28 protein-coding genes are annotated in these 25,438 nt (G+C 45.1%); 16 read left to right on the top strand and 12 right to left on the bottom strand.

Features of this window, described 5'->3' with window-relative positions:
* Positions 1-212: 212 nt before the first annotated feature.
* Complete coding sequence (locus QUA33_RS20310; RefSeq protein WP_333150646.1) at positions 213-515, top strand: type II toxin-antitoxin system RelE/ParE family toxin; 303 nt, start codon at positions 213-215, stop codon at positions 513-515.
* Positions 516-880: 365 nt separating this feature from the next.
* On the opposite strand, the gene QUA33_RS20305 is transcribed toward QUA33_RS20310, so the two are convergent.
* Both QUA33_RS20305 and QUA33_RS20300 read right to left on the bottom strand, forming a co-directional pair.
* Positions 881-1,702 carry an SDR family NAD(P)-dependent oxidoreductase gene (locus QUA33_RS20305; protein ID WP_333150644.1) on the bottom strand — a complete coding sequence of 274 codons (822 nt, stop codon included), beginning with the start codon at positions 1,700-1,702 and terminating at the stop codon, positions 881-883.
* A gap of 753 nt (positions 1,703-2,455) precedes the next feature.
* A complete protein-coding gene (locus QUA33_RS20300) occupies positions 2,456-3,889 on the bottom strand; it encodes a carotenoid oxygenase family protein (RefSeq protein WP_333150642.1) in 1,434 nt (477 codons plus the stop codon).
* 193 nt (positions 3,890-4,082) lie between these two features.
* On the opposite strand from QUA33_RS20300, the gene QUA33_RS20295 reads away from it, so the two are divergent.
* From QUA33_RS20295 to ctaD, 4 genes are all read left to right on the top strand, one after another.
* Positions 4,083-5,099, top strand: a complete 1,017-nt coding sequence (locus QUA33_RS20295; RefSeq protein WP_333150640.1) for an LD-carboxypeptidase — start codon at positions 4,083-4,085, stop codon at positions 5,097-5,099.
* Positions 5,100-5,202: 103 nt separating this feature from the next.
* The gene (locus tag QUA33_RS20290) at positions 5,203-5,958 is read left to right on the top strand and encodes a class I SAM-dependent methyltransferase (RefSeq protein ID WP_333150638.1); all 756 of its coding nucleotides are present in this window, start codon (positions 5,203-5,205) and stop codon (positions 5,956-5,958) included.
* A 221-nt stretch (positions 5,959-6,179) separates the two neighbouring features.
* The gene (locus QUA33_RS20285) at positions 6,180-7,181 is read left to right on the top strand and encodes a cytochrome c oxidase subunit II (RefSeq protein WP_333150636.1); all 1,002 of its coding nucleotides are present in this window, start codon (positions 6,180-6,182) and stop codon (positions 7,179-7,181) included.
* Positions 7,182-7,259: 78 nt separating this feature from the next.
* Positions 7,260-9,065, top strand: a complete 1,806-nt coding sequence (gene ctaD / locus QUA33_RS20280) for a cytochrome c oxidase subunit I (RefSeq protein WP_333150634.1) — start codon at positions 7,260-7,262, stop codon at positions 9,063-9,065.
* A gap of 45 nt (positions 9,066-9,110) precedes the next feature.
* Here ctaD and QUA33_RS20275 read toward each other — a convergent pair whose 3' ends face one another.
* A complete protein-coding gene (locus tag QUA33_RS20275) occupies positions 9,111-9,299 on the bottom strand; it encodes a hypothetical protein (RefSeq protein ID WP_333150632.1) in 189 nt (62 codons plus the stop codon).
* Between the two features lie 19 nt (positions 9,300-9,318).
* Here QUA33_RS20275 and QUA33_RS20270 point away from each other — a divergent pair, with 19 nt between their 5' ends.
* From QUA33_RS20270 to QUA33_RS20255, 4 genes are all read left to right on the top strand, one after another.
* Positions 9,319-9,942, top strand: coding sequence for a heme-copper oxidase subunit III (locus QUA33_RS20270; RefSeq protein WP_333150630.1), 624 nt, complete (start codon positions 9,319-9,321; stop codon positions 9,940-9,942).
* Between the two features lie 38 nt (positions 9,943-9,980).
* Entirely contained in the window at positions 9,981-10,385 is a 405-nt protein-coding gene (locus tag QUA33_RS20265; protein ID WP_333150628.1) for a hypothetical protein, read from the top strand.
* Between the two features lie 238 nt (positions 10,386-10,623).
* A complete protein-coding gene (locus QUA33_RS20260; protein WP_333150626.1) occupies positions 10,624-11,901 on the top strand; it encodes a transposase in 1,278 nt (425 codons plus the stop codon).
* Positions 11,902-11,963: 62 nt separating this feature from the next.
* Entirely contained in the window at positions 11,964-13,193 is a 1,230-nt protein-coding gene (locus QUA33_RS20255; RefSeq protein WP_333150624.1) for a hypothetical protein, read from the top strand.
* Positions 13,194-13,207: 14 nt separating this feature from the next.
* Here the strand turns inward: QUA33_RS20255 and QUA33_RS20250 are convergent, their stop codons facing one another.
* From QUA33_RS20250 to QUA33_RS20230, 5 genes are all read right to left on the bottom strand, one after another.
* The gene (locus QUA33_RS20250; RefSeq protein ID WP_333098623.1) at positions 13,208-13,507 is read right to left on the bottom strand and encodes a (2Fe-2S) ferredoxin domain-containing protein; all 300 of its coding nucleotides are present in this window, start codon (positions 13,505-13,507) and stop codon (positions 13,208-13,210) included.
* Positions 13,508-13,612: 105 nt separating this feature from the next.
* Entirely contained in the window at positions 13,613-14,587 is a 975-nt protein-coding gene (locus tag QUA33_RS20245; RefSeq protein WP_333150622.1) for a cysteine synthase A, read from the bottom strand.
* A 65-nt stretch (positions 14,588-14,652) separates the two neighbouring features.
* Entirely contained in the window at positions 14,653-15,237 is a 585-nt protein-coding gene (locus QUA33_RS20240) for a Uma2 family endonuclease (RefSeq protein WP_333150621.1), read from the bottom strand.
* A 36-nt stretch (positions 15,238-15,273) separates the two neighbouring features.
* Positions 15,274-15,858, bottom strand: coding sequence for a Uma2 family endonuclease (locus tag QUA33_RS20235; protein ID WP_333150619.1), 585 nt, complete (start codon positions 15,856-15,858; stop codon positions 15,274-15,276).
* 195 nt (positions 15,859-16,053) lie between these two features.
* The gene (locus QUA33_RS20230) at positions 16,054-16,692 is read right to left on the bottom strand and encodes a peroxiredoxin (protein ID WP_006632618.1); all 639 of its coding nucleotides are present in this window, start codon (positions 16,690-16,692) and stop codon (positions 16,054-16,056) included.
* Between the two features lie 160 nt (positions 16,693-16,852).
* On the opposite strand from QUA33_RS20230, the gene QUA33_RS20225 reads away from it, so the two are divergent.
* From QUA33_RS20225 to QUA33_RS20210, 4 genes are all read left to right on the top strand, one after another.
* Positions 16,853-17,128, top strand: coding sequence for a hypothetical protein (locus tag QUA33_RS20225; RefSeq protein WP_333039701.1), 276 nt, complete (start codon positions 16,853-16,855; stop codon positions 17,126-17,128).
* A 95-nt stretch (positions 17,129-17,223) separates the two neighbouring features.
* Positions 17,224-17,586, top strand: coding sequence for a cupin domain-containing protein (locus tag QUA33_RS20220; RefSeq protein ID WP_333078559.1), 363 nt, complete (start codon positions 17,224-17,226; stop codon positions 17,584-17,586).
* 549 nt (positions 17,587-18,135) lie between these two features.
* On the top strand, positions 18,136-19,017 hold the full coding sequence (locus QUA33_RS20215) for a ChaN family lipoprotein (protein WP_333150617.1): 882 nt from the start codon (positions 18,136-18,138) through the stop codon (positions 19,015-19,017).
* A 38-nt stretch (positions 19,018-19,055) separates the two neighbouring features.
* Positions 19,056-19,637, top strand: coding sequence for an NAD(P)H-dependent oxidoreductase (locus QUA33_RS20210; protein ID WP_333150615.1), 582 nt, complete (start codon positions 19,056-19,058; stop codon positions 19,635-19,637).
* Between the two features lie 78 nt (positions 19,638-19,715).
* Here the strand turns inward: QUA33_RS20210 and QUA33_RS20205 are convergent, their stop codons facing one another.
* A complete protein-coding gene (locus QUA33_RS20205) occupies positions 19,716-20,339 on the bottom strand; it encodes a hypothetical protein (RefSeq protein ID WP_333150613.1) in 624 nt (207 codons plus the stop codon).
* A 196-nt stretch (positions 20,340-20,535) separates the two neighbouring features.
* Here QUA33_RS20205 and QUA33_RS20200 point away from each other — a divergent pair, with 196 nt between their 5' ends.
* Positions 20,536-21,006, top strand: coding sequence for a helix-turn-helix domain-containing protein (locus QUA33_RS20200; protein WP_333150612.1), 471 nt, complete (start codon positions 20,536-20,538; stop codon positions 21,004-21,006).
* Positions 21,007-21,008: 2 nt separating this feature from the next.
* Positions 21,009-21,578 (top strand): PIN domain-containing protein, encoded by a 570-nt coding sequence (locus QUA33_RS20195; RefSeq protein ID WP_333150610.1) that lies wholly within the window; start codon positions 21,009-21,011, stop codon positions 21,576-21,578.
* Between the two features lie 196 nt (positions 21,579-21,774).
* Here QUA33_RS20195 and QUA33_RS20190 read toward each other — a convergent pair whose 3' ends face one another.
* From QUA33_RS20190 to QUA33_RS20180, 3 genes are all read right to left on the bottom strand, one after another.
* The gene (locus QUA33_RS20190) at positions 21,775-21,939 is read right to left on the bottom strand and encodes a hypothetical protein (protein WP_333150608.1); all 165 of its coding nucleotides are present in this window, start codon (positions 21,937-21,939) and stop codon (positions 21,775-21,777) included.
* 65 nt (positions 21,940-22,004) lie between these two features.
* Positions 22,005-22,835, bottom strand: coding sequence for an inositol monophosphatase family protein (locus tag QUA33_RS20185; protein ID WP_333150607.1), 831 nt, complete (start codon positions 22,833-22,835; stop codon positions 22,005-22,007).
* A gap of 79 nt (positions 22,836-22,914) precedes the next feature.
* Positions 22,915-24,348, bottom strand: coding sequence for a BCD family MFS transporter (locus QUA33_RS20180; protein WP_333150606.1), 1,434 nt, complete (start codon positions 24,346-24,348; stop codon positions 22,915-22,917).
* A 142-nt stretch (positions 24,349-24,490) separates the two neighbouring features.
* Here QUA33_RS20180 and QUA33_RS20175 point away from each other — a divergent pair, with 142 nt between their 5' ends.
* A complete protein-coding gene (locus QUA33_RS20175) occupies positions 24,491-25,435 on the top strand; it encodes an aldo/keto reductase (RefSeq protein WP_333150648.1) in 945 nt (314 codons plus the stop codon).
* Positions 25,436-25,438: the final 3 nt, after the last annotated feature.

Raw genomic sequence — 25,438 nt, 5'->3', positions numbered from 1 at the left:
ACATCTTAACTTCTACTTAGATCCACCTCCCTCATTATACATGATTTATGATTTACAAATCATTTGCGATCGCTATATCAAGAATGGGTAAAAGAAACGCGCTCAAAAGTATCAACAGGAATAGCTCAACTCGATCGCGGCGAAGGGATTGATGGAGAAATAGTCATAGCAAGATTGCAGGAAAAATTTCGCAAAATGCGGGAGAACTAAAGATGAGTCGCTACATTGTTTCTCCAGAAGCGAGTCGCGATTTAGATGAAATTTCTGATTACTTTGCAGCTAGAAATATTGAATCTGGAGAACAGTTTGTCGAGGAGTTCAATCGAAAGTGTCGCAATTTAATTAACTTTCCTAATATGGGTCGTAGTTACGAGGAACTAGCTGCTTCTGTGCGGGGGCTTCCTCTCATGGGTTACATTATTCTTTATCCGGCGATAGACAGTAGAATTGAAATTATCAGGGTGGTGAGGGGAGAACGGGATTTACCGTCGCTATTTTCTGATGAAGATGAGTGATATCATTGGTGTCAACTTAATGTAAAACCTAGTCACAGACGGCTTTTGACCATTAAACTTAGATCCCCCCTAGCCCCCCTTAAAAAGGGGGGGACAAGATTCTTCTCAAAGTCCCCCTTCTTAAGGGGGATTTAGGGGGATCTAGACTAGGCTAAAAGCGAGATTGATCAAGGGTTTGAGTCTTAAGTTGACACCTATGGGCCGTGCCGTGTCCTCTATATCATTCCGATGCAACCGGAAACGATATGACTAACAGTTAGAGTGTTTGCCAAATGTAAGGTGCGCTTAGGAACGGGCAAGATGCCCGTTCCACAAAGAATGAGTTTTATTGTGGGGTGAGCCGGAAAGCCCGCCCAGAAAAGGGTTTATCGCCCGCTAGCTAAAGCCTCCCGCAATTTACGGCGCTGCGATTTATCCCGAAGTTCTGGAGTCGCCATCCGCAACACAAAATCCAGCAACCAAGGCGCAATTCGGTGACACCAAACTGCTAGATGACTTTGCCATCCTACCAAGATTTCCGGCGCATCTTTGTGCAATCCCGCGACAAGTGCTAGGGCAACTTTTTCGGGAGTTGTGGGCACTACCCACCGGAATTGTTCCAAGTCTCGCACCATGTCGGTATCTGTTAGAGATGGCAGCAAAGCTGTGACTCGAACATTGTACTGAGTTAACTCGCTACGCAAAGCTTGGGTGAATCCCAAAATGGCAAATTTGGTAGCAGAATAAGTCGCCATTGTGGGAGCGGCAATTTTGCCCATTAAGCTCGAAACATTGACGATTGTTCCCTCTTTTTGAGTCGCCATTCGTCGAGCTATCAAGCGGGTAATTGTGTAGGTTCCGAGCAAATTTAAGGCGATTTCTTCCTCGATTAACGGCAGCGGGGAACGCAAGAAAGATGCTTGGTGCGCGACGCCCGCACAGTTGACTAGCAGGTGAATCGGGCCGCAATCTCGCCAAGCTTGGGCGATCGCAATATTCACCGCTACTGACTGAGTTAAATCCAAAGCTAACGGCACTACTTCTGTGCCCAAAACATCGATTTCCTCTGCCAGTTCAATTAATTGCCTGCGGTTGCGCGCCACAATCAACAAACGTTTGACTCCTTGTCTCGCTAATTCCAGGGCGATCGATCGCCCAATTCCGCGCGAAGCTCCTGTAACAAGAGCTGTTTTTCCTTGAAGTTGCATAGATTAAACCTTTTGGTAGATACTCACTGCGGCACGGAGTTATGAGTTGTGAGTTGTGAATTATTAGTTATGAGTTGAATTTTTTGGCGGTAACAACTCATAATTCATAATTGTTGAAAAGGCTATCTTGTTTCGATAGACCTCATTTAGTTGTGGGGTTAACTCAAAACCAAAAACTGTTGAATCGCTAACGTGCGCGTGAGTTGAACTAAACTTTGGGTTTGCCAGAAATCAGTCAATTATCTGGTCTTTTAACCTCATGCCAGCAGACAAACTTGAGATGGGCAAACCGAGTCGAAATCATGGCAAAGCGGACTTTATTACCGCTGTTTCTTCAGTTCGCGGAGGCGGACTTTGCCTGTGTAGCCGCGAATAAACTCGCCTGGGATTGGTGACCCGCGAATTTGTGATTTACCGGGGTTGGAGAACCCCTCTTTCTTCACTCCGTGGAGGCGGATTTTGCCTGTGTAGCTGCGAATAAATTGGCAGGGAATATTCGCCGGGATGGGTTATTCGCCAGGGCTTAATTACCCCTCTTTTTTTAGTCCGCAGAGGCAGACGATATCCTGTGCAATTGCGACTTAAAATCGCCGGGGATTCGTGCGAATTGGCACAGGATAATTGAGCAATGCAGATTATCAATTCCACACCTCCTAGATATGAGAATTTCCTATCTACACACACCTTAACAACTTGACACAGAAGCGGCAACAATTTTTAATAAATCTTCCGCAACACTTCTTTACAATTTTCTCAGACTGCCGATTTCCAAGTGCCGTGAAAGCCCAAAGGTATGACACCGGGCAATTGTAGCTGGCAAACAGGTTCGCGGGAAAGTCCGTCGCTGTCAAATATCCAGACTTCGCTGCTGTCAGAATTGCCGTCGTAAACAACTGTCAAAATCCAACCTTTGTCTGAGGAAATATCTGGAACGTAGATGGGCTCTGCGGGATAGCGATTTTCGCCACAGTCGGCAATTGTGAGATTGCGGGTTTGCGTGTCCAAACGGGCGATCGCGCCGTAACGTTCCGGTACAATATCAACGTCAGGGCGATACATTGCCAGATAAATATATCGCGAGTCTTGCCCTATTTCTGAAGCAGGTACCGTCGGAAACTCGCAAGGTTGATCCAGCAATTCTTCGGCTGCTGTCACTTGGCCAGTTTGAGGATTTAGACACACCCGCCACAGGGAACCCTCCGCATCGGTGCGAGTTTCGCCCGCCGCTACTTCTTTCAGCCGCTGATTAGTTTGAAAGTCAGCGAAGCGCACAAAATCTACAGCCACCGAACCATCTTCCTTGACAAAACCGTTAGCAAAATGCCACTGAAACCAAGGTTCGGTTTCGCCGCGACTAACTAAAGAGAGAGTTTCCGAGTCAATAACTAATATCTGCGTTCCTAACTCCGGTTTCCATTCAAAAGACTCGCTGTAACTGCTAATTCCAGCTAAAACTTGTAAAGCTTTTAGTCGCATCGGTGGCACAAAAAATATGAGATACTTTCCCGCAAAAACAAAATCGTGGATCATCGGAATTCCATCTAAAGCAACTGTTGCTTTTTGGAATATTTGGCCTGTACTATCGCTTTTATAGAGATTCAACTTTGTACTAGCACCCTGTGTAATTCCAAAGTTAAAAATATTCCCAGTAATCGGGTCGCGCTTGCAGTGAGCTGAATAAGAATATCCACTTGGTAAACTTCCTAAATCGTCTGTTCCGCGAGTTTCTAAGGTTTGCAAATCGAGGATATGAGGCGGGCCTGCTTCCCACAAAGCTAAAAGCCTATCTGGCAAAGCTAAAACAGAAGTATTGGCAACATTCTTCACAGGTTTGCTCCACCGCAACCATGCCGGACCAGGTGCTGTCATGCCATAATTACTGTAGAGAAATTTATCAGCTTTTTCCTCAGCTTGATATCCCGCTGTTTCCACGTAGCGATAAACAGCCGCAGCACCCGCATCGGTAAAATGTACTGCCAAAATTGCACCGTCCCCGTCAAACCAGTGTCCCGCATTCGTGCCACCGCGTTGCAAACGTGCGGGCCCGTTGCGGTAGAGAGTTCCCCGCAATCCTGCGGGAATTTTACCGCTTTTAACCAATAGCTGAGTCAGCGGAAATTCCGCAGCCGGACGGGCTAAAGCTTGAGCCCAAGATTTTTTAGCTGAGATTTGAGTGTCTGTTTTCATTTGAAACTGGCAATTTTAAACTGATATTGCAGAAATTTTCCTATACAATTATAGCAAAAATCATCTATAACAGTGCTCGCGCGATCCATTCATCAAGGAATGAACAATTCTTCAATCCCCCAATCTAAAATCTAAAATCTAAAACTCAAATCTCAACCTGTACCTCACTTAATCGAACAAGGGTATAACACCTATGACTCTCCGCCGCCGTGCTCTGCTGACAACTTTTGGGCTGACTGCTATTGGTACTCAGCTTTTGCCTATCGCCCAAACCAACCTATCTCCCAAAAGTGCGATCGTGAAGCCGCGCCGCCTGCAAGTTGGCGATACTATAGCTTTAATCAATCCTGCCGCTTTCAACTATAAAAAAGAAATCGAGGATTTTTTTAAAGTTATCGAAAAGCTGGGATTAAAAGTTAAACTTGGAGAGCATTTTTACGATCGCTACGGCTATTTAGCGGGCAAGGATGCCGATCGCGCCGCCGATGTCAACGCAGCCTTTGCCGATGACTCAGTGCGAGCTATTTTTACCGGGATGGGCGGCTGGGGCTGCGGTCGGATATTGCCGCTCCTGGATTACAATACGATCGGCAACAACCCCAAAATTATTATGGGATTTAGCGATATTACTGCGCTGTTATTGGCGATTCATGCTAAAACTAATAGAGTTACTTTTCACGGCCCTTTAGGTGCGTCAACTTGGAGTCCCTTTACAGTGGATTACGTCAAAAAAGTTTTGTTTGACGGAGGTTCTGTGACGATGCAAAACTCCCAAAGCGTGCAAGTTCAAACAATCGGGCGGGGCACAGCTAGGGGCACACTAATCGGCGGCAATTTATCAGTAATAGCAGCAATGGTGGGTTCTGCATATTTACCGCAGTGGGAAAACAGTATTTTGTTTGTTGAGGAAGTTGGCGAAGAAGTTTATCGCATCGATAGAATGTTGACGCAGCTTAAATTAGCGGGCATTCTCGATAAAATATCAGGTTTTATTTTCGGACAGTGTACCAAGTGCGAAGCTGAAAAACCCCAAGAGTCCCTAACCTTACCTCAAGTATTGTCCGACCACATTCGCCCTTTGAAGATTCCGGCGTGGTACGGTTCAATGGTGGGACACATCCGGGAACAGTTCACTTTGCCGATCGGTCAAGAAGTCGAAATCGACGCTGACTCTGGTACAATTAAATTGTTAGAATCGGCTGTCAGCTAAATCTTAAACTATTCTGGATATTACCGAGGCAGAGCCTCCGGATCTGGGTTCCCAGGCAGAGCCAGGGAACGAGAAATAAATTTAACACAAAATCTGAAATATCGTGAAAAAAACCGTACAATTAATTAAACCCTTAACAGTAATAATTTTGACAATTTTTTGCCTGTTGCCGCTCAATGCCTGTGCAGCAAGTAAAACCGCAGATGGCGACGCCATTTACCAGCAGCGAACAGTGCACAATCCCGACGGAATCGGCAAATTTTATATGGGTAGAGAAATTGCCCGAGTCATGGGATATCAAGGCGCTGGTTGGCTGGAAAGACCGTCTCGGGGCATGGAAGAAAAATCAGCTCGATTAGTGAACAATCTCGATTTAAAACCAACCGATATTGTCGCCGACATTGGAGCGGGAACGGGATATTTTAGCTTTCGCATCGCTCCCTTAGTTCCAGAAGGAAAGGTTTTGGCAGTTGACGTGCAGCCGGAAATGATTAATTTTATTAAATTGAATAAACAAGAAAAAAATATTGCTAACGTTGAGCCAGTTTTGGGAAGTATAGACAATCCTAATTTGCCGGAAAACAGCGTTGATTTAGTTGTGATGGTCGATGCTTATCACGAATTTGCATATCCCAGAGAAATGATGCAAGGAATTGTGAAAGCACTCAAACCGGGAGGCCGCACGGTATCGATCGAGTATCGAGGCGAAAACCCGATGATTCCCATTAAAGGTTTGCACAAAATGACGCAGAAGCAGGTGAAAAAAGAAATGGCAGCAGTCGGTTTAGTATGGAAAGAGACAAAAGATATGTTGCCCCAGCAGCATTTGATGGTGTTTGAGAAACCATCTCAAATTTAGCAGCCAAACAGAGCGATTGTGTACCATTTTTACTCATTTTTGTCAAGGTACAAAAGACGTATTTTTGAGGCTCGCGATCGCTCGGTCAAACATACTAAGCCTTAAGTAACCCTTAAGATAGACATTTTACTAAAAATACCATTTACAATTAAAAATTGATAACCCAGAGGCGCTTCTTTCATTTTTCAAGCGAAGAAGTGTCGCTATTAAGAAGTACCAGCGTGAACATTCCAAGTTCCATCCTCACCATGCTCGCCGGCATCGTAGTGACTCTGATCAGTCTCTGGTACGGGCAGAATCACGGTTTGATGCCGATCGCCGCCTCTGACGAAGCATCCGACATAGACGCACTTTTCAATACAATGATGACCATTTCCACTGGATTATTTATCATGGTCCAGGGAGTGCTAATCTTTGCTGCAATTAAATATCGCCGCCGTCAAGGAGACAACACAGACGGGCCGCCTTGGCATGACAACTTTCCCTTAGAAATTCTTTGGACAGCCGTGCCGGCGGTGATTATTTTAGGAATCGGAGTCTACAGTTTTGAGATTTACAACTCAATGGGAGGCCTCGATCCGATGGGTAATCACGACCACGGCACCATGCAAGCGCACTCTAAAATGCGGGGAAGTGCGATCGCAGCCACACTCTCAGATACACCCCAAAACGCCCCTCAAATTCCGTCTCAAAAACTTGTTGCTTTAGGCGTAGGCGCTTCCCCAGAAAATGAAGACAAACCAGCAGACTTAGTTGTAAATGTCACAGGTTTGCAGTACGCCTGGATTTTTAGCTATCCAGAAAGCGGCGTTAGTTCCGGCGAACTGCATATGCCACTCAACCGCGACGTACAGCTAAATATCGCAGCCCAAGACGTGCTGCACGCATTTTGGCTGCCCGAATTTCGCCTCAAACAAGATGCAATTCCCGGGCGACCGAGCGAACTGAGATTTACACCAACTAAAACCGGCGAATACCGGGTTGTTTGTGCTGAATTGTGCGGCGCTTATCACGGAGCAATGAAAGCTGTAGCAGTCGTTCACACGCCAGAAGAATTCGACACTTGGCTGCAAAGCCAGCAAGTTGCTAGCAGTCAAAACTTAGAGCAAGCAGTTGCAGTCAATCCAGGTGAATTGTCAGACGGTGAATTTTTGGCTCCCTACGTCAGGGAAATAAAAATTAATTCCAAAACCCTAGAACAACTTCACCCAACTCATCACTAAAAATAGTCATTAGTTCCTGGCACTGAATCTTTGATCCTGGGCTAATAACTAATGACTAATAACTAATGACTAATAACTATGACACAAGCACAGTTCCAAGAAAGTGCAAACACTGAGGCTCGCGGAACAGCGCCCGCCGATAGACATTGGCGCGACTACTTCACTTTTAATACCGACCACAAAGTTATCGGTATTCAATACCTGGTAACAACATTTATTTTCTATCTAATCGGCGGCGTGATGGCAACTTTGGTGCGAACAGAACTCGCCACCCCCGACGCCGATTTTGTCACCCCCGAACTCTACAACAGTTTATTTACTGTTCACGCCACGGTGATGATATTCCTGTGGATCGTACCCGCCGGAGCGGGATTTGCTAACTTTTTGATCCCCTTAATGATAGGGGCACAAGACATGGCATTTCCCAGGCTGAATGCCGTTGCCTTTTGGCTGATTCCCGTAGGCGGCGTGTTGCTGTTGAGCAGTTTTTTGGTGGGAGCTCCGCAGGCGGGTTGGACTTCCTATCCGCCTTTGAGCTTAGTTACTGCTCAAGCGGGAGAAGAAATTTGGATTCTCAGCGTTTTGATTCTGGGAACTTCTTCGATTTTGGGGGCGGTTAATTTTGCCGTTACCATCTTTACCATGCGCGTTCCGAGCATGAGTCTCAATGAAATGCCTTTGTTTTGCTGGGCGATGATTGCGACTTCAGCTCTGACTTTGATTGCTACTCCAGTGTTAGCTGCAGCTTTGATTTTGCTGTCGTTTGACTTGTTAGCGGGGACGGCATTTTTTAACCCCACAGGCAACGGCGATCCCATCGTATACCAGCATTTATTCTGGTTTTATTCGCACCCGGCAGTTTACATTATGATTATGCCCTTTTTCGGGGTGATTTCAGAAGTTTTGCCGGTGCATTCCCGCAAGCCAATTTTTGGTTATTTGGCGATCGCATATTCCAGTCTCGCGATCAGCTTTTTGGGCTTGATCGTGTGGGCGCACCATATGTTTACCAGCGGCACTCCCGGCTGGCTGCGGATGTTTTTTATGATCACGACTATGATCATCGCCGTACCAACTGGGATTAAAATATTTAGCTGGTTGGCAACTATTTGGGGAGGCAAACTCCGGCTTGTCAGCGCCATGCTATTTGGGATGGGTTTTATCTCAACATTTGTCCTCGGCGGCATCACCGGGATCATGGTAGCTTCGGTACCTTTCGACATTCACGTTCACGACACTTATTTTGTCGTCGCTCACCTGCACTACGTGCTGTTTGGCGGCTCGGTGTTTGGAATTTACGCTGCTTTTTACCACTGGTTCCCCAAAATGACGGGGCGGATGATTAATGAATTTTGGGGTAGAGTTCACTTTGTTTTAACCTATGTTGGCTTTACTGTAACTTTCTTGCCGATGCACGCTTTGGGGATGCAAGGAATGCCTCGGCGGGTGGCAATGTACGACCCGAAATTTACCACAATTAATGTCATTTGTACTGTCGGTGCTTATATGCTGGCAGTGTCTACAATCCCGTTTATCATTAATGTGATTTGGAGCTGGAGGTACGGCCCGAAAGCAGGTGACAATCCTTGGCAAGCTTTGAGTTTGGAATGGATGACGACTTCGCCGCCCCCCATCGAAAATTTTGAAGGAGTGCCGGTATTGGCAACAGGGCCTTACGATTACGGCATGGAAAAAATTCAGAATACAGGGGAACGTCTCAGGCTCAAGCTGAGGGAAAATGCCACCCGCAACACCCAGAAAACAGGTATCCCTATTGCGGAGGCTCAAGCTTCAACTTTCTTTGGCGGTACTGCAACTTTGGTCGCTCCTGAATCAGAGGTAAATGCTGATTCTCCTGCTGATGAAAGTCAAGATGGCGAATAGTTATTAGTCATCAGTCATCATTTATTAGTCAAAAGTCATTAGTCATTAGTTATTAGTTATTGCGCGTTGCAATATCAGAACTTGGGACAAATGACTTTTGATAGTAACAGCACACCAGCGATCTAGGGATAAAAATTTTTCCCTCTTGCTTCTTCCCTCTTCCTTCTTCCTTCTATCCGTTACATCCGTTACATCCGTTACAGAATCCGTTGCCGAACTTCCTTCAACATCCATTACCAACTAGCAATTTATTATGCAAATTCCAGCGATCGATCCGACAAAAACAGCCCTAAATTACCATCACGAGGGCGAAGTAGAAGCACACGGTGTCGAGCATCCCGACCACCGAATGTTAGGTGTAATTGTGTTCCTTTGCGCTGAAGGCATGATATTTTTCGGTATGTTTGCCGCGTATTTGATTTATCGGGCGATGGCCCCCGTGTGGCCTCCTGAAGGTACGCCGGCGCGAGAGTTATTGCTGCCGGGAATCAATACGGTAATTCTGATTGCTAGCAGTTTTGTGATTCACAATGCGGATACTGCAATCAAAAAGAATGATGCCGCCGGAATGCGGAATTGGTTGCTCGTAACTATTGCTATGGGCGCAGTTTTCTTGTTCGGTCAAGTTTACGAATACACTCATTTAGAGTTTGGCTTGACGACGAATTTGTATGCCAGTTGCTTTTACGTTTTGACTGCTTTTCACGGCTTGCACGTTACCTTGGGAGTGCTGTTGATGGTGGCGGTGGTGTGGCGATCGCGCGCACAAGGTCACTATTCTAGCGAGCACCACTTCGGAATCGAAGCGACTGAGATTTACTGGCACTTTGTGGATGTGATTTGGATTGTTTTGTTTCTGTTACTTTATATTTTGTGATGCCAGAGGCTTTTTGGCCTCTGCCGCAAGAGATTTGTATGACCCCCAATTGGGGGTTTTTTATTGTTTGGAGAGTGCGATCGACTTTCATTCACCCTCTCACAGCCGATCGCGCTAAACTAAAAGTAGCAATTCTCTTATCCAGCAGCATTGAGAAAATTATGCAGTGCGAATTGTGCGATCGACAAATGGAAGCATTAACCGCCCATCACCTCACCCCCAAACAAAACACCAAGCGGAAAAACGAAGATCCCAGCCCGACAATCGACATTTGCTCAGCCTGTCACCGCCAAATTCACTCTCTATTTGACAACAAACACCTCGCCCAAGAGCTCAATACCCTGGAAAAGCTCAAAAATAACCCAGAACTCCAGAAATTTGTCTCTTGGATTAAGAAACAAAAAACCGACAAACGCATTCAAGTACGCGGCAAAAAAGCTTGAGCGCAATGCCCGAGCTCAGATATATAGTCCTGGACGCAGTTACTGTCTGAAACCCGGTTATTCATAAAATTTTCGTTTTCCAAACCAAAATTTTGCATAGCAACCCGGTTTGTTTGCGTAAATCCTAGTATCATAAAACTTCATTAAGATTGTAAGCATCAATAAACAATGGTAGTACCATATAGTCAAGAAAGTAAAATAAAAACTTGTTGCGCTAGTTAAAAAATGGAGAGTCTGGATGCAACTAGCAGAGAGGCACATCATTAAATCTACGGAACACCGTTTCGCCCAGATTGATGAATTAGCTTTTAAATCCAAGAATCTCTACAATGCCGCTAACTACGTCATTCGTCAGAGTTTTGTCTATGGATGGGGTTACATTAATTACAACGAGATGAACCGTTTAATGAAGTCTCATCAAGCCTACAAGGTTTTGCCAGCCAAGGTCAGTCAACAAATCTTGATGATATTGGACAAGAACTGGAAATCGTTTTTTGAAGCAGTCAAAGCTTACAAAGTTGATTCCTCTAATTTTCCGGGTCGCCCGAAACTACCCAAGTACAAAGATAAAGTCAAGGGTCGAAATATTCTTGTCTATACGATTCAGGCGATGAGTAGCAAGCAATTGAAGAAAGGAATTATCAAGCTTTCGGGTACAGAAATCTCAATACAAACCCAAATAAAACCCGAGAGAATTTGCCAAGTTAGGCTGGTTCCCAAATGTGATTCCTATGTAATTGAGGTAATTTATAATGAACAGGAGTCCACCTTCGAGCAGATTCAAAAACAAGCAGTAGCTAGTATCGATTTGGGACTAAATAATTTAGTGGCGTTAACTTCAAATCAGTCGGGTTTTACCCCTCTCCTGATTAACGGACGACCATTGAAATCGCTCAATCAGTTCTACAACAAGCGTAAGGCACAACTACAATCTCAATTGAAAGGAAGTAGCAAGACATCATCCCGTATTCAACGCCTAACTCGTTGTCGCAATCAAAAAGTAGATAATTACTTGCACTCCTCCAGCCGACTTATCATTAATCTTCTCGTCGCACGAAAGATTGGAACGCTAGTAATTGGAAAAAACCTACAATGGAAGAGCGAGATTAGCTTAGGGAAGAAAACCAATCAGAACTTCGTAAGTGTTCCTCATGCCCGATTAATTGAAATGTTGGAATACAAAGCTGAATTGGTTGGGATAAAGGTGATTGTGCAAGAAGAATCCTATACTTCTCAAGCGAACTTTCTAGCTTTAGACCCAATCCCTGTTTATGGGAAGACTGGCGCTAATGATGTCGCATTTAGTGGCAAGCGAATTAAGAGAGGATTGTACAAAACAGGGGTCGGTCAATTAATCAATGCGGATATTAACGGATCTTACAATATTTTGAGAAAAGCAATCCCAAATGCGTTTAGCAATGGGATAGGGAGCTGCGTAGTTCAGCCAAGGCGGGTCAATCCGCTCGAAGTGAAAGTGAAAGGGGAGGGACTTAATGCCTCCCATGTCATGTCATAAATGACTATACTTTTCCCAGCTATAGTGATTTACTTATTTGTAACAAGCTGCCAACAATTATCATGAACCTCACCTCCCTCGAACTCGCAAAAGACCGAGCGCGCATCTTCAAAAACTACCTCCAAATGGAAATAGATGCCCAAGCTAACATAAACAAACTAGCTTTTTTAGACAGGGGCATTGAAAAATCCCCTTACCAACAAGAAATTAAAAACTATCCCGATTATCTCAAACAGAAACCCGACGGCTTAAAAGTAATTAGCTCTATTCCCGGGCCCAATAATCCCCTCAAACTTACCCCGTTTCCCAGCCTGGGAGAACTACCTCAAATTAACTCTCAAGCTTTAAATTTTTTGCACGCAGATATTAAGGAAGCCTGCGTTTGTATTGGTACTTTTGTAGACGGCAAAATTCAGGCACAGTGGCTGGGAAAAAACGCGCTTACCAATGCTGAGCAGTGGAGTGCCACTAAAATTATCGCACTCCTTAATATCGTCAGTCAAATAAATAGCAAATATCCCGACTGCGACATTGACAACTGCGTTGTTAGAGATGGAAACGGGCTAAGGCACGATTTTTACTTTTACGATGTAGCAAAAGACATGATTAGCTATGCCTCAAATATAGCAAGTTCAAACTCCTTAGCCGCGATGTTCAAACGCTTCGATACTCGCATAGGATTAGAGCAATGGCTGAAGAGCGCTACTGGCAATAAGGACCTAATTTTTCGCGGCGATTACGGCGAAAATCCTTATGTCAACAACCCAAAAATATTCGATCTCACCAAAAAACAAGTGCTTTTAAGTGCCGCAGTAAACAGCACCAAACAAAAAAATTCCGTATCTGCTTATGACTTGACCAGACTGATTTCTATGTTAGGATGGCACTTCCATATCGAACAGCGATCGCGCATGAAAGCATCTCAGTGGAACAGCTTAGAAAGCATTGTCAGAGCAATGGGACATGACAGCGCTCGATATGTGGACGTAGCAATTAAAACTTTGGGGATGGATAGCCTTATCACTTCTCCAGTAATTATCTCAAAATTGGGTTACGGACTGAGCTCGATCAGGGGAACCCTAGAAACAGTTTATGTGGCTTTAGTGCGGTTTGTTGACGAGCGGCCGAAAGCGACGGGAAAGCCGGCAAAACTCAGAACTTTAGCCATGACTTTGCGGGCAGAAAAACCTGTAGGCGGTTCCAATGTCGATCGCCTAGCGATCGAACTCGACGCCAGATTTTGCGCCGAAGTCACGGAAATTCTCCGCCGGTTGTTTGCGGAAGAATTTTAAAGGCGGGCGATCGACTAATGAGAGAGTCGGTGAAACTTGCGGTAAAGCATCCTGTTCACCGGCTTTCCCTCCCGCAAATGTTGCTCAGTTATTGCCGCAACTTCCTCCTGACAAACACCGCTGTACCAAACCTCTTCTGGTAGCACCAACACCATCGGCCCGTTGCCACACTGTCCCAAACAACTGCTAGCAACAACTTCAACTTCTGAGGGCGACAATTTCTGAAATGCTGCCAGTATCTTTGCTGAATTTTGCTTGCGACAAGTGCGGTTTTGGCAAACAAGAACTCGCCTAGAAGATTCAATCATTTTCATATTTTTTTACTTGACATTCTGGTACATATATGCTATTTTTTATCATGGGAATAAGTGTGGCCATATATGCCCAAAATTTAAGGTGCGCCGCAACGCACCCTACGATTAATCTGGTGACAACCCTTTAGAAGCCAACCATTGTCGATCGAACAAACGCGACTGATACCGAGCCCCGCCGTCGCAGAGTACCGTAACAATCGTATGTCCAGGCCCCATTTGCTTCGCTAAAGCCACAGCCGCCCCCACATTAATCCCCACAGAACCGCCCATAAACAGCCCTTCTTTCCTCAGCAGTTGGTAAATCACCCGAACAGCTTCAGTATCGTCAATTTGAATGGCATCGTCTACCGGGGCATTCTCCATATTTCCAGTCACGCGAGTGGTGCCAATTCCCTCAGTAATCGAACTGCCTTCAGTCTTAATTTCCCCAGTTTTGAAATAACTGTAAAGCCCGCTGCCCATCGGGTCTGCCAAGACAATTCTCACAGCAGGATTTTTTTCTTTCAAAAACATTCCTACGCCAGCAAAAGTTCCCCCAGTACCCGTTGCGGCTACCCAAGCATCAATTTTCCCGTTTGTTTGTTCCCAAATTTCCGGGCCCGTTGTCTCGTAATGAGCTCGGCGATTGGCTAAATTGTCAAACTGATTTGCCCAGACAGCATTCTCCATTTCCGCAGCCAATTTTCCCGACAATTTGACATAATTATTCGGGTCTTTGTAAGGAACAGCGGGGACAGTCCGAACTTCAGCGCCCAAGGTTTTCAAAGCATCGATTTTTTCTTGAGATTGGTTATCGGGAATCACAATCAAACATTTGTAACCTTTAGCGTTGCAAATGTGCGCCAAACCGATGCCAGTATTGCCGGCAGTGCCTTCAACAACGGTGCCGCCCGGTTTCAGCAAGCCTTTTTCTTCTGCGTCTTTGATGATGTATAAAGCAGCCCTATCTTTAACAGAACCGCCGGGATTTAGAAACTCTGCTTTGCCGAGAATTTCGCAGCCAGTTTCATCGCTGAAGCTGTTTAAACGAATTAGTGGGGTGTTGCCGATTGTGCCTACAAAGCCGTTTTTAATATCCATATTTTTTGCGTGTTTGCATCCTATTATTAATTTTTACAATAAGTTGATATTTATTGCTAGCACTTCTACCAAATCTTGCTCATATTGAGTACGAATCCCGGCAAAACGGGGTCGCCGCTGACTGTAGCCGGATTCTCTAAACATTCCTCTGGCAAACCAGGACGGTAAATATAAACTCTGCGATTTTTGCGGTCAATCAACCAGCCTAACTGCACTCCTGGTTCTCTCATATATTCTTGCATTTTTTCTTGCAATGGCTTGAGATTGTCAGAAGCCGACCTTAGTTCAACTACAAAATCAGGGCAAATCGGGGCAAACTTTTGCTTTTGTTCTGGTGACAAAGCATTCCATCTTTCCAATTTTATCCAAGCAGCATCCGGCGACTTTTCTGCACCTGTTGACAGAGTAAATCCTGTACTCGAAGTAAACGCTAAACCAGTACCATTTTGTTCTGCCCAAACCCACAGCGGCCCAAATATATTACCTTCTCGGTTTCCCGTCTCCGAACCAGTAGGGGGCATAATTAGCAATTCTCCCGATTTGTTGCGTTCAATGCGTAACTCACTATTGATTTGACAGAACTCGAAAAACTGGTCATCTGTCATTTGCAATTCTGGCGGTATTCGCAACACAATTGTTGATGTCAACATAATTGATTTCCTCGATCGCTGCTTCCATACTTCAGCTTACCAAATCTTGCTCGTATTAAGTACAAAACCCGGCAAAACAGGGTCGCCGCTGACTGTCGCGGGATTCTCCAAACATTCCTCTGGCCAACCGGGACGGTAAATGTAAACTCTGCGATTTTTGCGGTCTATAAGCCAGCCTAACTGCACTCCTGGTTCTCTCATATATTCTTGCATTTTTTCTTGCAGCGGCTCTAAGTCCTCAAAATCTGGTCTGAGTTCAACTACAAAGTCAGGGCAAATCGGGGCAAATTTTTCTTGCTGTGCTTTTGATAAAGTATTCCATCTTTCCAGTTTAATCCAGGAAGCGTCAGGCGATCGCACGGAGCCGATCGATAAAGTAAATCCCGTACAAGAAGCAAAGGCAATGCCAGTTCCGTCTCCCTTTGTCCAAATTCCCAGTTCTCCAGTTAAAATAGCATTGCGGTTGCTGCTGATTCCCCCAACGAGAGTCAACAATAGTATTTCTCCCCGCTGGCTGCGTTCAATCCGCAAGTTGCGATTGATTTGACAAAAATTAAAAAATTCGCCGTCTGTCATTTGCAATTCTGGTGGCATTTGCAATACGATCGGAGATGACAGCATTTTGCCTTTCCTCAAATCTCAATTATTCAGACGAGATTGCACAAGTTCTTTGTGTGTAGTGAGGAGTTTAGCCGTCAAAAATTAGGATTAAGGACTAAACTCCTCACTACAAAAAGGTTGGACGCGGGAATTATAGAGGTAAGGTGTGCATTACACACCTTACATAATTAGGTTCTGCTTCCAGGAATGTTAAACCTATTTATTCGGCTGAGGAGTCATCCGCAAATAAGGCTTAATCGGCGTATAACCTTTAGGAAATTTCTCTTCCAACTCTTTCGGGTCGGTAATCGAAGGTACGATTACGCAATCGTCGCCGTCTTTCCAATCAACAGGAGTCGCAACGCTGTATTTGTCCGTAAGTTGCAAGGAATCAATTACTCGCAAAATTTCATTAAAATTCCGACCAGTGCTAGCAGGATAAGTAATGCTCAAACGCAATTTCTTTTCCGGGTCAATAACAAAAACTGTGCGGATTGTTAAGTTGTTTAGCGAGTTAGGATGGATCATGTCGTAAATGTCGGAGACTTTACGATCGCCATCTGCTAAAATCGGATAATTGAGGGTGACGTTTTGAGTTTCCTCAATATCTTTAATCCAGCCCATGTGAGAATCCACATCATCGACGCTGAGGGCAATGGTTTTAACGCCACGCTTTTCAAATTCAGACTTGAGACGGGCCACTGCACCGAGTTCTGTGGTGCACACTGGAGTATAGTCTTTCGGGTGAGAAAACAACACGACCCAGCTATCCCCAGCCCAGTCGTAGAAATTGATTTCGCCTTCAGACGAAGCTTGGGTAAAGTTGGGAACTGTATCGCCTAATCGCAGAGTCATAACTGATTTCCTCTAATTTTATTTAAGGACTGTTCCTTATCATGCCATAATTGCCCGGTTTCTCGATCGAGCTGTAAAGGATTCTAAACTTTTTGGTCGATCGATCGGCAATTCCACTACTGTAATGTATGTGTGGCTTATACCGCTAAATTTTCTTGCTATGCTTTACTTTCTGCTGAAGGCAATACAGCCTATTTTAGTCCCGCTGTGTTTTGTGTCCGCCTGGGGTTTAGTTTTTTTGCTTTTTTTGAGTGTCGGGCGTACTGTCACCGACTCCCTGCGTCGAGCTCAGCGGATGCACCAAATCCCTTGTGCTAACTGCGTATTTTTCACCGGCGACTACCACCTCAAGTGTCCCGTTCAGCCTACTATAGCTTTATCTGAAGATGCGATCGACTGTCCTGATTATCGAGGGCATTCGGGAATTTACGGTTAAAAAATCCGGCCGCCGCTTTACATATTTCTTAACATCTCTGACTCTTTCAATTAAACTTAAGTTGTGGTAAAGAGATTTTCAGGAGAGGGGAAAGAATGCTAATTCAAAAGCTAAATGCCTGCGATGAGTTTATTGCTGGCGACGGTACTCAACTGCGAGAATTATTGCATCCAGACAAACAAGCTGTGGATTTGCGTTACAGTTTAGCCCACGCCGTTTTGCCACCGGGACAAACTTCTGCGCTGCACTCCCTGACGACTTCTGAAGTTTACTACATCCTCAGCGGCGTTGGGGAAATGCACATCGACGACGAAAATCAATTCGTGGAAGCCGGAGATGCAGTTTACATTCCCCCAAACGCCAAGCAGTTTATTTACAACTGCGGCACAGAGCCGCTAATATTTATTTGTATTGTCGATCCCGCGTGGCGAAAGGAAGACGAGACAATTTTCCACTAATTTTCTAGTGTTTATCCTTTTAGGCTCGTTACCCGGCTCTGCCCGGTAACGCCTATCTAAAAGGTCTGCCTCTACTGAAAAAAACATCACAAACGGAAAATCTCTTTTAACAACAACAGCACCCAGCCATATGTACCGAGTGATTTCCTCTTTTTTCAACTTCGATGTGGAGTTGCAATAATCCTCAGATTCAGTTGCATTGCTCCCCTCTAATTAGTTGAGGAAGTGTCAGCTTTGTTGGTGGGTGCTGCTATTGGTTTTTGATGAGACAGATGTGAGATTAAACAGCGTTTTTACTCCTTAGATTCTATTGTGAACTTCGCTGTGGTATCTAGAGGTTGTATCTGTCAGAGAAGCTTTTTGTTCGCTTCATATTATTAATTTAGCACCTTATTCTAGAAGCGCAAGTACCTGCAACTAAACTTTACATTTTTAGAAGTAAGTGCGGATAATTATGAAGTTAAATTAAGGATTGAGCTTTCTAACTGCTCAGCTAAAATAGTAGAGTTCGGCTGTGCTTGCTGCTGCGAGAAACGGCATAATATTTGTATGAAAACAACCAAACTCATCAAACTGTGCGCCTTATCGATCGGCATCTTCCTGCTGTGCAGCAGTGTAGCGGCTGCTCCAACGACGGCGAACCCTCAACCTGGGCAAACTTACACTAACCAGGAGATTCTGCAACAGTTGGTGAAAGCAAAAGTCGTGTATCTGGGAGAAACCCACGATAGCGCGGAAGACCACCAAGCTCAACTAAAGATTATCCGAGAAATGCAGCGGCAAAATCGGAAAATTGCGCTCGCGATGGAAATGTTTCAGCGTCCATTTCAAAGTGCGATCGACAACTACTTAGCAGGTAAACTGACTGAACAGCAATTAGTCGAGCAAACAGAGTACGATCGCAGATGGCGCTTTCCCTGGGAATCTTACGCCCCCATTTTGCGGTTTGCCAAAGAAAATCAACTACCCGTCCTCGCCTTAAATACACCATCCGAAGTAACGAGAAAAGTTGCCAGTCAAGGTTTAGAAAGCCTCACAGCAGAGGAAAAAAAGCACATTCCGCCAATATCCGAAATTCGCACCGACAACACCGAATATCGGCAACTGCTGCTAGAAGTTTACCAGCAACACCAAAAGGCTGAACAGGGAAATAGTACGGCTTTTGAAAGATTTTTGCAAGCCCAAGTTTTGTGGGACGAAACTATGGCGGAAAAAATAGCTGAATTTGTCAAAGCAAACCCTGATTATCAAGTTGTGGTGTTGGCGGGTAAAGGACACATTATTTACGGTTACGGCATTCCCAGTCGCGTCGAGAGGCGTTTGGGGGTCGGGAATGTAAAAATGCGATCGGTTTTATTAAATTCCAGTGACAATCCTGCTTTATCGGCAGATAAACCCATTGCTGACTTTGTTTGGAATCACTCGAAATAGTACAATTATACGCGCAAGCAATAATCAGGAAAAAATCAATGACAAACAGACCAAAAATTCTCGCATTTGCCGGAAGTACCCGCGAAGCATCCTATAACAAACTGCTGGTAAAAATTGCGGCGGCTGGGGCTACGGCGGCGGGTGCAGAAGTTACTTATGTAGATTTGCGCGATTTGCCGATGCCGCTATTTGATGAAGATTTGGAAGCAAAAGAGGGAATGCCAGAAAATGCCCGCAAATTGAAGGAATTGATGGTAGGGCATGACGGGTTTTTGATAGCTTCCCCTGAATATAACAGTTCAATTACGCCTGTGTTGAAAAATGCGATCGATTGGGTATCGCGCCCAGCAGCGGGTGAACCGGGATTGGTAGCATTTACGGGCAAAGTAGCGGTAATTATGAGTGCTTCCCCCGGCGGACTCGGCGGTTTGCGGGGATTAGTGCATTTGCGATCGATCCTGGGGAATATTAACGTATTGGTGCTCCCGGATCAGAAAGCAATTCCCCAAGCTTTTGAAGCATTTAATGCTGACGGTACGATGAAAGATCCCAAACAGCAGGACGCTGTTGAAAATCTCGGTGCTAAGTTGTCTAATGTGCTGTCGAAATTAATCGCCTGAAGCAATAAATTCATTTTGTAGTAGGGACACAGAAATATTGTGTCCCTAATCCTAGTATCTGTTATTTTGCTGGCTGCATCAAGTGCGATTCATAGAATAAAAGCCTTGAAACGGCATTGTTAAAATGCCCAAAATTCGACTAATTTCATTAATAAAAAAGTCTCGCTTGTCAATGAAAATTGTGCTGTTACTCAATTTAAGAAACTTCCAATCAGTACCCGTAGTAACAGCCCCATAAATGCTTTCAATTTGCTCTCCGCTGCGCTGATTAAATAATTGGGCGGCTACCATTTCTGCAATACACTGGCCTAAACCGGATTTAATACTTTCATTCTTAGCCTCTGTGAGAGTAATTACCGGGGCGCGAATTTCATAGGAATCCTTCGATGCAGTGAGAATATAATCGCAATAGCCGTTTAAGCCCGCTTCTACATCTACATTGAATTCTGAACCTGAGAAAAAACCAACTTGAAAATTAAATTGCCGCCTGACTTCCAATAATATTGGAGCAATAATTAATTCAGCACGAGCCTTTTCTGTATTAATTGCAGTAGCTAAAGACAGGTTTTCAGTTAAAGTAGTTTGCAAATAGGAACTTGGCTGTACCTCTGGGATATCACTAAACAAATCTAAAGGTTCTTCTACGGTTAAATTAAAAGATTCTCTAACTTTCGCTAAAGTTGTAAAGTCGCTGTATGCCACAGGTTAACCTCCTTGCTCGATTTTGGCGATCGCATTCTCAAATTGCTACAATTATAATTGATTGCCTGTTAAGCTGTCGCGCATTTAAATTGTATATTGAGGGCGGGCGGGACGCCCACCCCACAAGACTAAGACTTTAATTTTTTTTGACATACAATTTAAAGGCCCAACAGCTTATTCTCACCCCCAAATTAACATGACATTCACCGGAGATCCCGACTCAGCACCTGCTTTACCCACAGCCGCAGAAGCAGCGGTTGCCAAAACCAGCAGCCGCGCTTTAGAATCGCACTTGCAAAATCATCCGTCTGGCGAATCCCTCAAATTGATATTAAACGAAAAAGAGGGAGAAACAATTGACATACCTGCCGCAGCGTTACCCCTGCTGTTAGCAATTTTGCAACAGACAAGCAGTGGCAATACTGTCAAGCTGATTCCAATTACTAAAGAACTTCATATTTATCAAGCAGCAGAGATTCTGGGAGTTTCAGATAAATATATGCGGGAGTTGCTGGAGGCGGGAAAAATCCCTTACAAGACAGTCAGGAACAGTCGCCGGATACGTTACGAAGATTTAGTGGCCTATAAGAAACAAAGTTACGAAGAAAGCAGTAAAATTATGGATATGCTTGTAGCTGAATCAGAAGCACTGGGTTTGTACCATTAAACATGGCAATTTTAACTGTTGTTTACGATGCTAATGTTTTGTACTCGGCATCTCTTCGTGACTTATTTGTAGAGTTGGCAACTACCGACATAGTTGAGGCACGTTGGACTGAAGAAATGCACGAAGAGTGGATGAGAAATGTACTTATAAACCGTCCCGATATAAGCTTTGAACAGCTTGCCCGAACCAAAAGATTAATGAATGCAAGTGTTGAAAATTGCTTGGTGCAAGGCTATGAGACAATTATACAAGAGTTAGAACTTCCCGATCCGGGCGATCGCCATATCCTCGCTGCTGCAATTCACTCTCGTTCTAAGTTTATTATTACTTTCAATCTCAGAGATTTTCCTGAAGAAGCTCTTGCACCTTACGACATTTTAGCGCAGCATCCAGATGATTTTATTTTAGACTTGCTTGACCTCAACTGGCAAACAGTATGCAAAGCAGCCGAGAAACAAAGAATCAGGCTCAAGAATCCGCCAAAAACGCCTGACGAGTATTTACAAACGCTGGTAGAATTGGGACTGCCGCTTTCAGCAAGTCGGATGCGAGAATTGTGCTATCGAGATTAGTGCGATCGCAAACCGCATAATTTTCTGAGTTTCTTCCCAGGTTTATTCTTGTATCTTCCCACAGGTTAACTCTTCGGCATAGCCAATATACCACTCATCTACTTTTTCCAACACCGCAGAAAATCTCTTTACCCTTGTGCCTCTACTTGAAAACGGGTATAATTTTATTTCCTAGAGATAATACGTAGTAGAAAACTTACCACAAATTGTACCATAACCGCATCACCCGATCGACGTAAAACAAAACCACCCGATCGCAGATTGGCAGAAATAGACAAGAGTAGACATACTTAAACCATCGGTCATCGGTCGGTATATTTCTTCCAAACAGCACGGCAGGCGTGGGAGACTCCTCCGTCACGCCTGCCCTGCAGTTTTATTTAATATTTGTTCGATTTCCTACGGCATAGCTTCACTTCACCTAAATTACCCCATTTTTTTCTTCTTCCAAGCCTCCACAAACGGCACAAACACCGACACCAACTCCTGCCTGTTCACCACCAAAGTCGGATAAGAAACTCTCCCGTAATTCTTCCCCACTTCCAGCGGAAAAATCCCCTGGGATTCCAGCGGTAGCCAAACCGCACCCGCCGCCTTCACAATTACCCAACTCCCCGCAATATCCCAAATTTTCGGAGTCGCTTCCACCCCTCCCAACACCGCACCCGAAGCCACAGTCAAAAAATTGTAACTAGCCATACCCAACATCCGAACTTTACTCGGAAGATGAGGCCCCATTCCCACACTCCGCGAACACAAATTAAAAAAATGATTCCCGCTCATTTTATCCGCACTCGGCCGAATTTGCTGCCCGTTTAAAAAAGCACCTTGAGTCATATTGTCAAACACGCCGCCCGCCAAATCAGGTGCATAAAAACCGTGAAAAGACTGATTAATTGGCGGCAAATGCACGCAGCCAAAAACAGGAGTTCCGCGATACAACAAACCCAAAGAAATACCCCAAATCGGAATTCCCCTAGCAAAATTAGTTGTACCATCCAAAGGATCGACCACCCAACACCATTCTGTATCGGGAAAAACTTGTTCTCCTTCCTCGCTCAAAATGCCGTGACTGGGGAAAGCAGATGCGATCGCACTTCTAATTTCTGCATCCGCCCACTTATCGGATTTCGTCACCAAACTCCCGTCATCCTTTTCATCCGCTTGCGCGGAACCGAAATCTTGCAGCAACTGCTGTCCGACTCTCTCGACAGTAACCCGTGCAAAACTGAAAATAGAATCCCAAAAATTAGTCATTAGTTATTAGTTATTGGTTATTGGTTATTGGTTATTGGAACTAACAACTGTCACAAGCCACCGACTAACTGACAAAGCATTAGTCTAATTCATTTTCAAGAATAGTAGCGATCGCACTTTTAGCATTATCCTGAAACTCACCAACATCCACCCTACCCAACAACCAAACAGCCAGAATCATACCCACCGCCGGCACAGCAAAAACTAACCCGTAAGCCAACATCGGCACCCCAAACAAACTCCTGCCCAAATCCAAAATAGCACCGCCGCTAACGGTTGCCATACCCCGCGCCATCGCCTGCGACAAACCCCAAGCGCCAATAAAAGTGCCAGCAGTTTCTGCAGCAGTCAAATCCAACATCAAACTCAATGCACCAGTCGTCGTAATGCCTGAAGCTAAACCAAACAACATTAAAGCCGACTTAAACACAATTGGATTTCCTGTAAATCCAGATAAAATAATCAAACCTAAACAAGCCGCCACCGACACACAGCCCAACCTAATCGTATTTTGCTTGCCAATGCGCGGCACAATTAAAAAACCAGTTGCACTCAAACCGATCAGAGTACCAGTACCGTAAATAGCATTCAAGCGAGTAGTTTCCGAAATCGGCATCTTAAAAATTTCCCCGCCGTAAGGTTCCAAAACCGCATCCTGCATAAACAAGCAAATTGTCATAATCAGCAGGAAAGTAAAAAACAAACCGGTTTGGCGGCTAGCAGTCAAAATCCGCAGCGCACTTCCCAGAGTAATTTTATCTTCTCGATTCACTGCGGACGATCGCACCCCGTATCGCGAATACTTTTTCTCAACCCCAAAAGTCGCAATTCCCACCAACAGCAAAACAACCGCCGGCACTTTCACAAACAAACCGTTAATCGAAGCCTGCAACACTTCCCGCGACACATCCCCATCAATTTGCTTCAGCAAACCGCTGCTAACAATCGCCCCGATAATAATACCAACCATCAGCATCGACCACACCACCCCCACCAACTTCGATCGATCTTCCTCGTCCGAAACATCCACCAACAAAGCAGCAAAAGGAGTCGAACTCGAACAAATAGCAATACCGTAAAGCGCAAAAATCAAACCCAACAAACCCACCCAACCGTAAGTAGCAGTCGTCCACCCCACAGTCTCCAAACTGCTGCCCAAGCGCCACATCACCTGCACCGCTAAAAAAGCAGAAATCACAAACAAAACGCTTCCTACCCACACATAACCCGTGCGGTGATGGCCAAACAAAGGCTTAGCATCAGACATTTGCCCGAACCACACCCTAGCCGGCGCCACAAACTGGTGCATCGCTAGCGTACCCGCCACCACAGTAGCCGGAATCGCCAACTCCTTAATCATCACGCGATTGAGTACCCCCAGCGTCAAAATCGACATCATGCCCAATCCCATCTGAAACAAACCCAACCGGAACATAGTCAGCAGGGTAACTCTCTTGATGGCACGAGTCGCGGAATCTGTTAATCTTGAATCTGGCAAACGGTCGATCGACATAGCTATTCAAATAAACACAGCATTTGCATTTATAGTAACTGACATACTCGCCACCAGCCGCGTTTCCTCCCCCGGCTAGAAGCTCGATCGCGACTATTTATAGAAAAATAATAGACAATAAAGAATTGTGGATTTACCAACCGTGACAACCATTACCCTAGGACAAAATGGCCCAGCCGTCATTCCCCTGTGCGTCGGAACTTGGGCTTGGGGCGACAAACTATTTTGGAACTACGGCAGCAACTACGGCGCCGCCGAAGTCGAAGCAGCATTCAAAACATCCCTAGACAGCGGAGTCAACTTTTTCGACACAGCCGAAGTCTACGGTAACGGCTTGTCAGAAGAATTACTGGGGCAGTTTCTCAAAAAAACCACCCAACCCGTGCAAATAGCCACCAAATTCGGCCCCGTACCTTGGCGGATTACAGGAAAATCAGTTTCCGACGCTTTGAGTGCCAGCTTAAAACGCTTGCAAGTAGAACAAATAGCCCTCTACCAAGTGCACTGGCCCTTCACTTTTTTACTGAGTCAAGAAACCGTGATGAACGCCTTAGCAGATGAAGTAAAACAAGGCAGAATTCAAGCAGTAGGAGTCAGCAACTATTCAGTAGAACAGATGCGCCAAGCCCACAAAATACTAGCAGCCAGAGGCGTTCCCCTAGCAACAAATCAAGTCCGGTACTCCTTGCTTTCGCGGCAAGTAGAAAAACAAGGAATTGTGAGTGCAGCCCGCGAATTGGGAGTCACAATTTTAGCGTACAGCCCCTTAGCCCAAGGATTGCTTACCGGCAAATACACAGCCCAAGAACAACCTACAGGAGCCCGCAAAATGGACTCCCGCTTCAGTAAAAGCGGCATCGAAAAAATTGAATTAGTCATGTCCACGCTGCGGAAAATGGGCAAAAAGCGCGATCGCACGCCCGCCCAAGTTGCCCTAAACTGGTTGATATGCCAAAACGGAGTCATCCCCATTCCCGGCGCCAAAACCGCAAAACAAGCCCAAGAAAACGCAGGCGCATTAGGTTGGAATTTGAGCCAAGATGAAGTTAATCAACTAGAACTAATGACTCGTCCCTGGCGAGAATAAAGC

The organism is Microcoleus sp. Pol14D4 (genome assembly GCF_036701245.1).
GTDB lineage: Bacteria > Cyanobacteriota > Cyanobacteriia > Cyanobacteriales > Microcoleaceae > Microcoleus.
This window is presented reverse-complemented; position numbering and strand designations above follow the sequence as displayed.

Coding starts and splice junctions, on each gene's coding strand:
- QUA33_RS20235 (WP_333150619.1), bottom strand. CDS start 15,858: ATGCTGTCATCTCCGATCGTATTGCAAATGCCACCAGAATTGCAAATG.
- QUA33_RS20215 (WP_333150617.1), top strand. CDS start 18,136: ATGAAAACAACCAAACTCATCAAACTGTGCGCCTTATCGATCGGCATC.
- QUA33_RS20305 (WP_333150644.1), bottom strand. CDS start 1,702: ATGCAACTTCAAGGAAAAACAGCTCTTGTTACAGGAGCTTCGCGCGGA.
- ctaD (WP_333150634.1), top strand. CDS start 7,260: ATGACACAAGCACAGTTCCAAGAAAGTGCAAACACTGAGGCTCGCGGA.
- QUA33_RS20255 (WP_333150624.1), top strand. CDS start 11,964: ATGAACCTCACCTCCCTCGAACTCGCAAAAGACCGAGCGCGCATCTTC.
- QUA33_RS20210 (WP_333150615.1), top strand. CDS start 19,056: ATGACAAACAGACCAAAAATTCTCGCATTTGCCGGAAGTACCCGCGAA.
- QUA33_RS20275 (WP_333150632.1), bottom strand. CDS start 9,299: ATGGATGTTGAAGGAAGTTCGGCAACGGATTCTGTAACGGATGTAACG.
- QUA33_RS20230 (WP_006632618.1), bottom strand. CDS start 16,692: ATGACTCTGCGATTAGGCGATACAGTTCCCAACTTTACCCAAGCTTCG.
- QUA33_RS20300 (WP_333150642.1), bottom strand. CDS start 3,889: ATGAAAACAGACACTCAAATCTCAGCTAAAAAATCTTGGGCTCAAGCT.
- QUA33_RS20295 (WP_333150640.1), top strand. CDS start 4,083: ATGACTCTCCGCCGCCGTGCTCTGCTGACAACTTTTGGGCTGACTGCT.
- QUA33_RS20240 (WP_333150621.1), bottom strand. CDS start 15,237: ATGTTGACATCAACAATTGTGTTGCGAATACCGCCAGAATTGCAAATG.
- QUA33_RS20265 (WP_333150628.1), top strand. CDS start 9,981: ATGACCCCCAATTGGGGGTTTTTTATTGTTTGGAGAGTGCGATCGACT.
- QUA33_RS20200 (WP_333150612.1), top strand. CDS start 20,536: ATGACATTCACCGGAGATCCCGACTCAGCACCTGCTTTACCCACAGCC.
- QUA33_RS20195 (WP_333150610.1), top strand. CDS start 21,009: ATGGCAATTTTAACTGTTGTTTACGATGCTAATGTTTTGTACTCGGCA.
- QUA33_RS20270 (WP_333150630.1), top strand. CDS start 9,319: ATGCAAATTCCAGCGATCGATCCGACAAAAACAGCCCTAAATTACCAT.
- QUA33_RS20180 (WP_333150606.1), bottom strand. CDS start 24,348: ATGTCGATCGACCGTTTGCCAGATTCAAGATTAACAGATTCCGCGACT.
- QUA33_RS20310 (WP_333150646.1), top strand. CDS start 213: ATGAGTCGCTACATTGTTTCTCCAGAAGCGAGTCGCGATTTAGATGAA.
- QUA33_RS20245 (WP_333150622.1), bottom strand. CDS start 14,587: ATGGATATTAAAAACGGCTTTGTAGGCACAATCGGCAACACCCCACTA.
- QUA33_RS20220 (WP_333078559.1), top strand. CDS start 17,224: ATGCTAATTCAAAAGCTAAATGCCTGCGATGAGTTTATTGCTGGCGAC.
- QUA33_RS20185 (WP_333150607.1), bottom strand. CDS start 22,835: ATGACTAATTTTTGGGATTCTATTTTCAGTTTTGCACGGGTTACTGTC.
- QUA33_RS20250 (WP_333098623.1), bottom strand. CDS start 13,507: ATGAAAATGATTGAATCTTCTAGGCGAGTTCTTGTTTGCCAAAACCGC.
- QUA33_RS20225 (WP_333039701.1), top strand. CDS start 16,853: ATGCTTTACTTTCTGCTGAAGGCAATACAGCCTATTTTAGTCCCGCTG.
- QUA33_RS20260 (WP_333150626.1), top strand. CDS start 10,624: ATGCAACTAGCAGAGAGGCACATCATTAAATCTACGGAACACCGTTTC.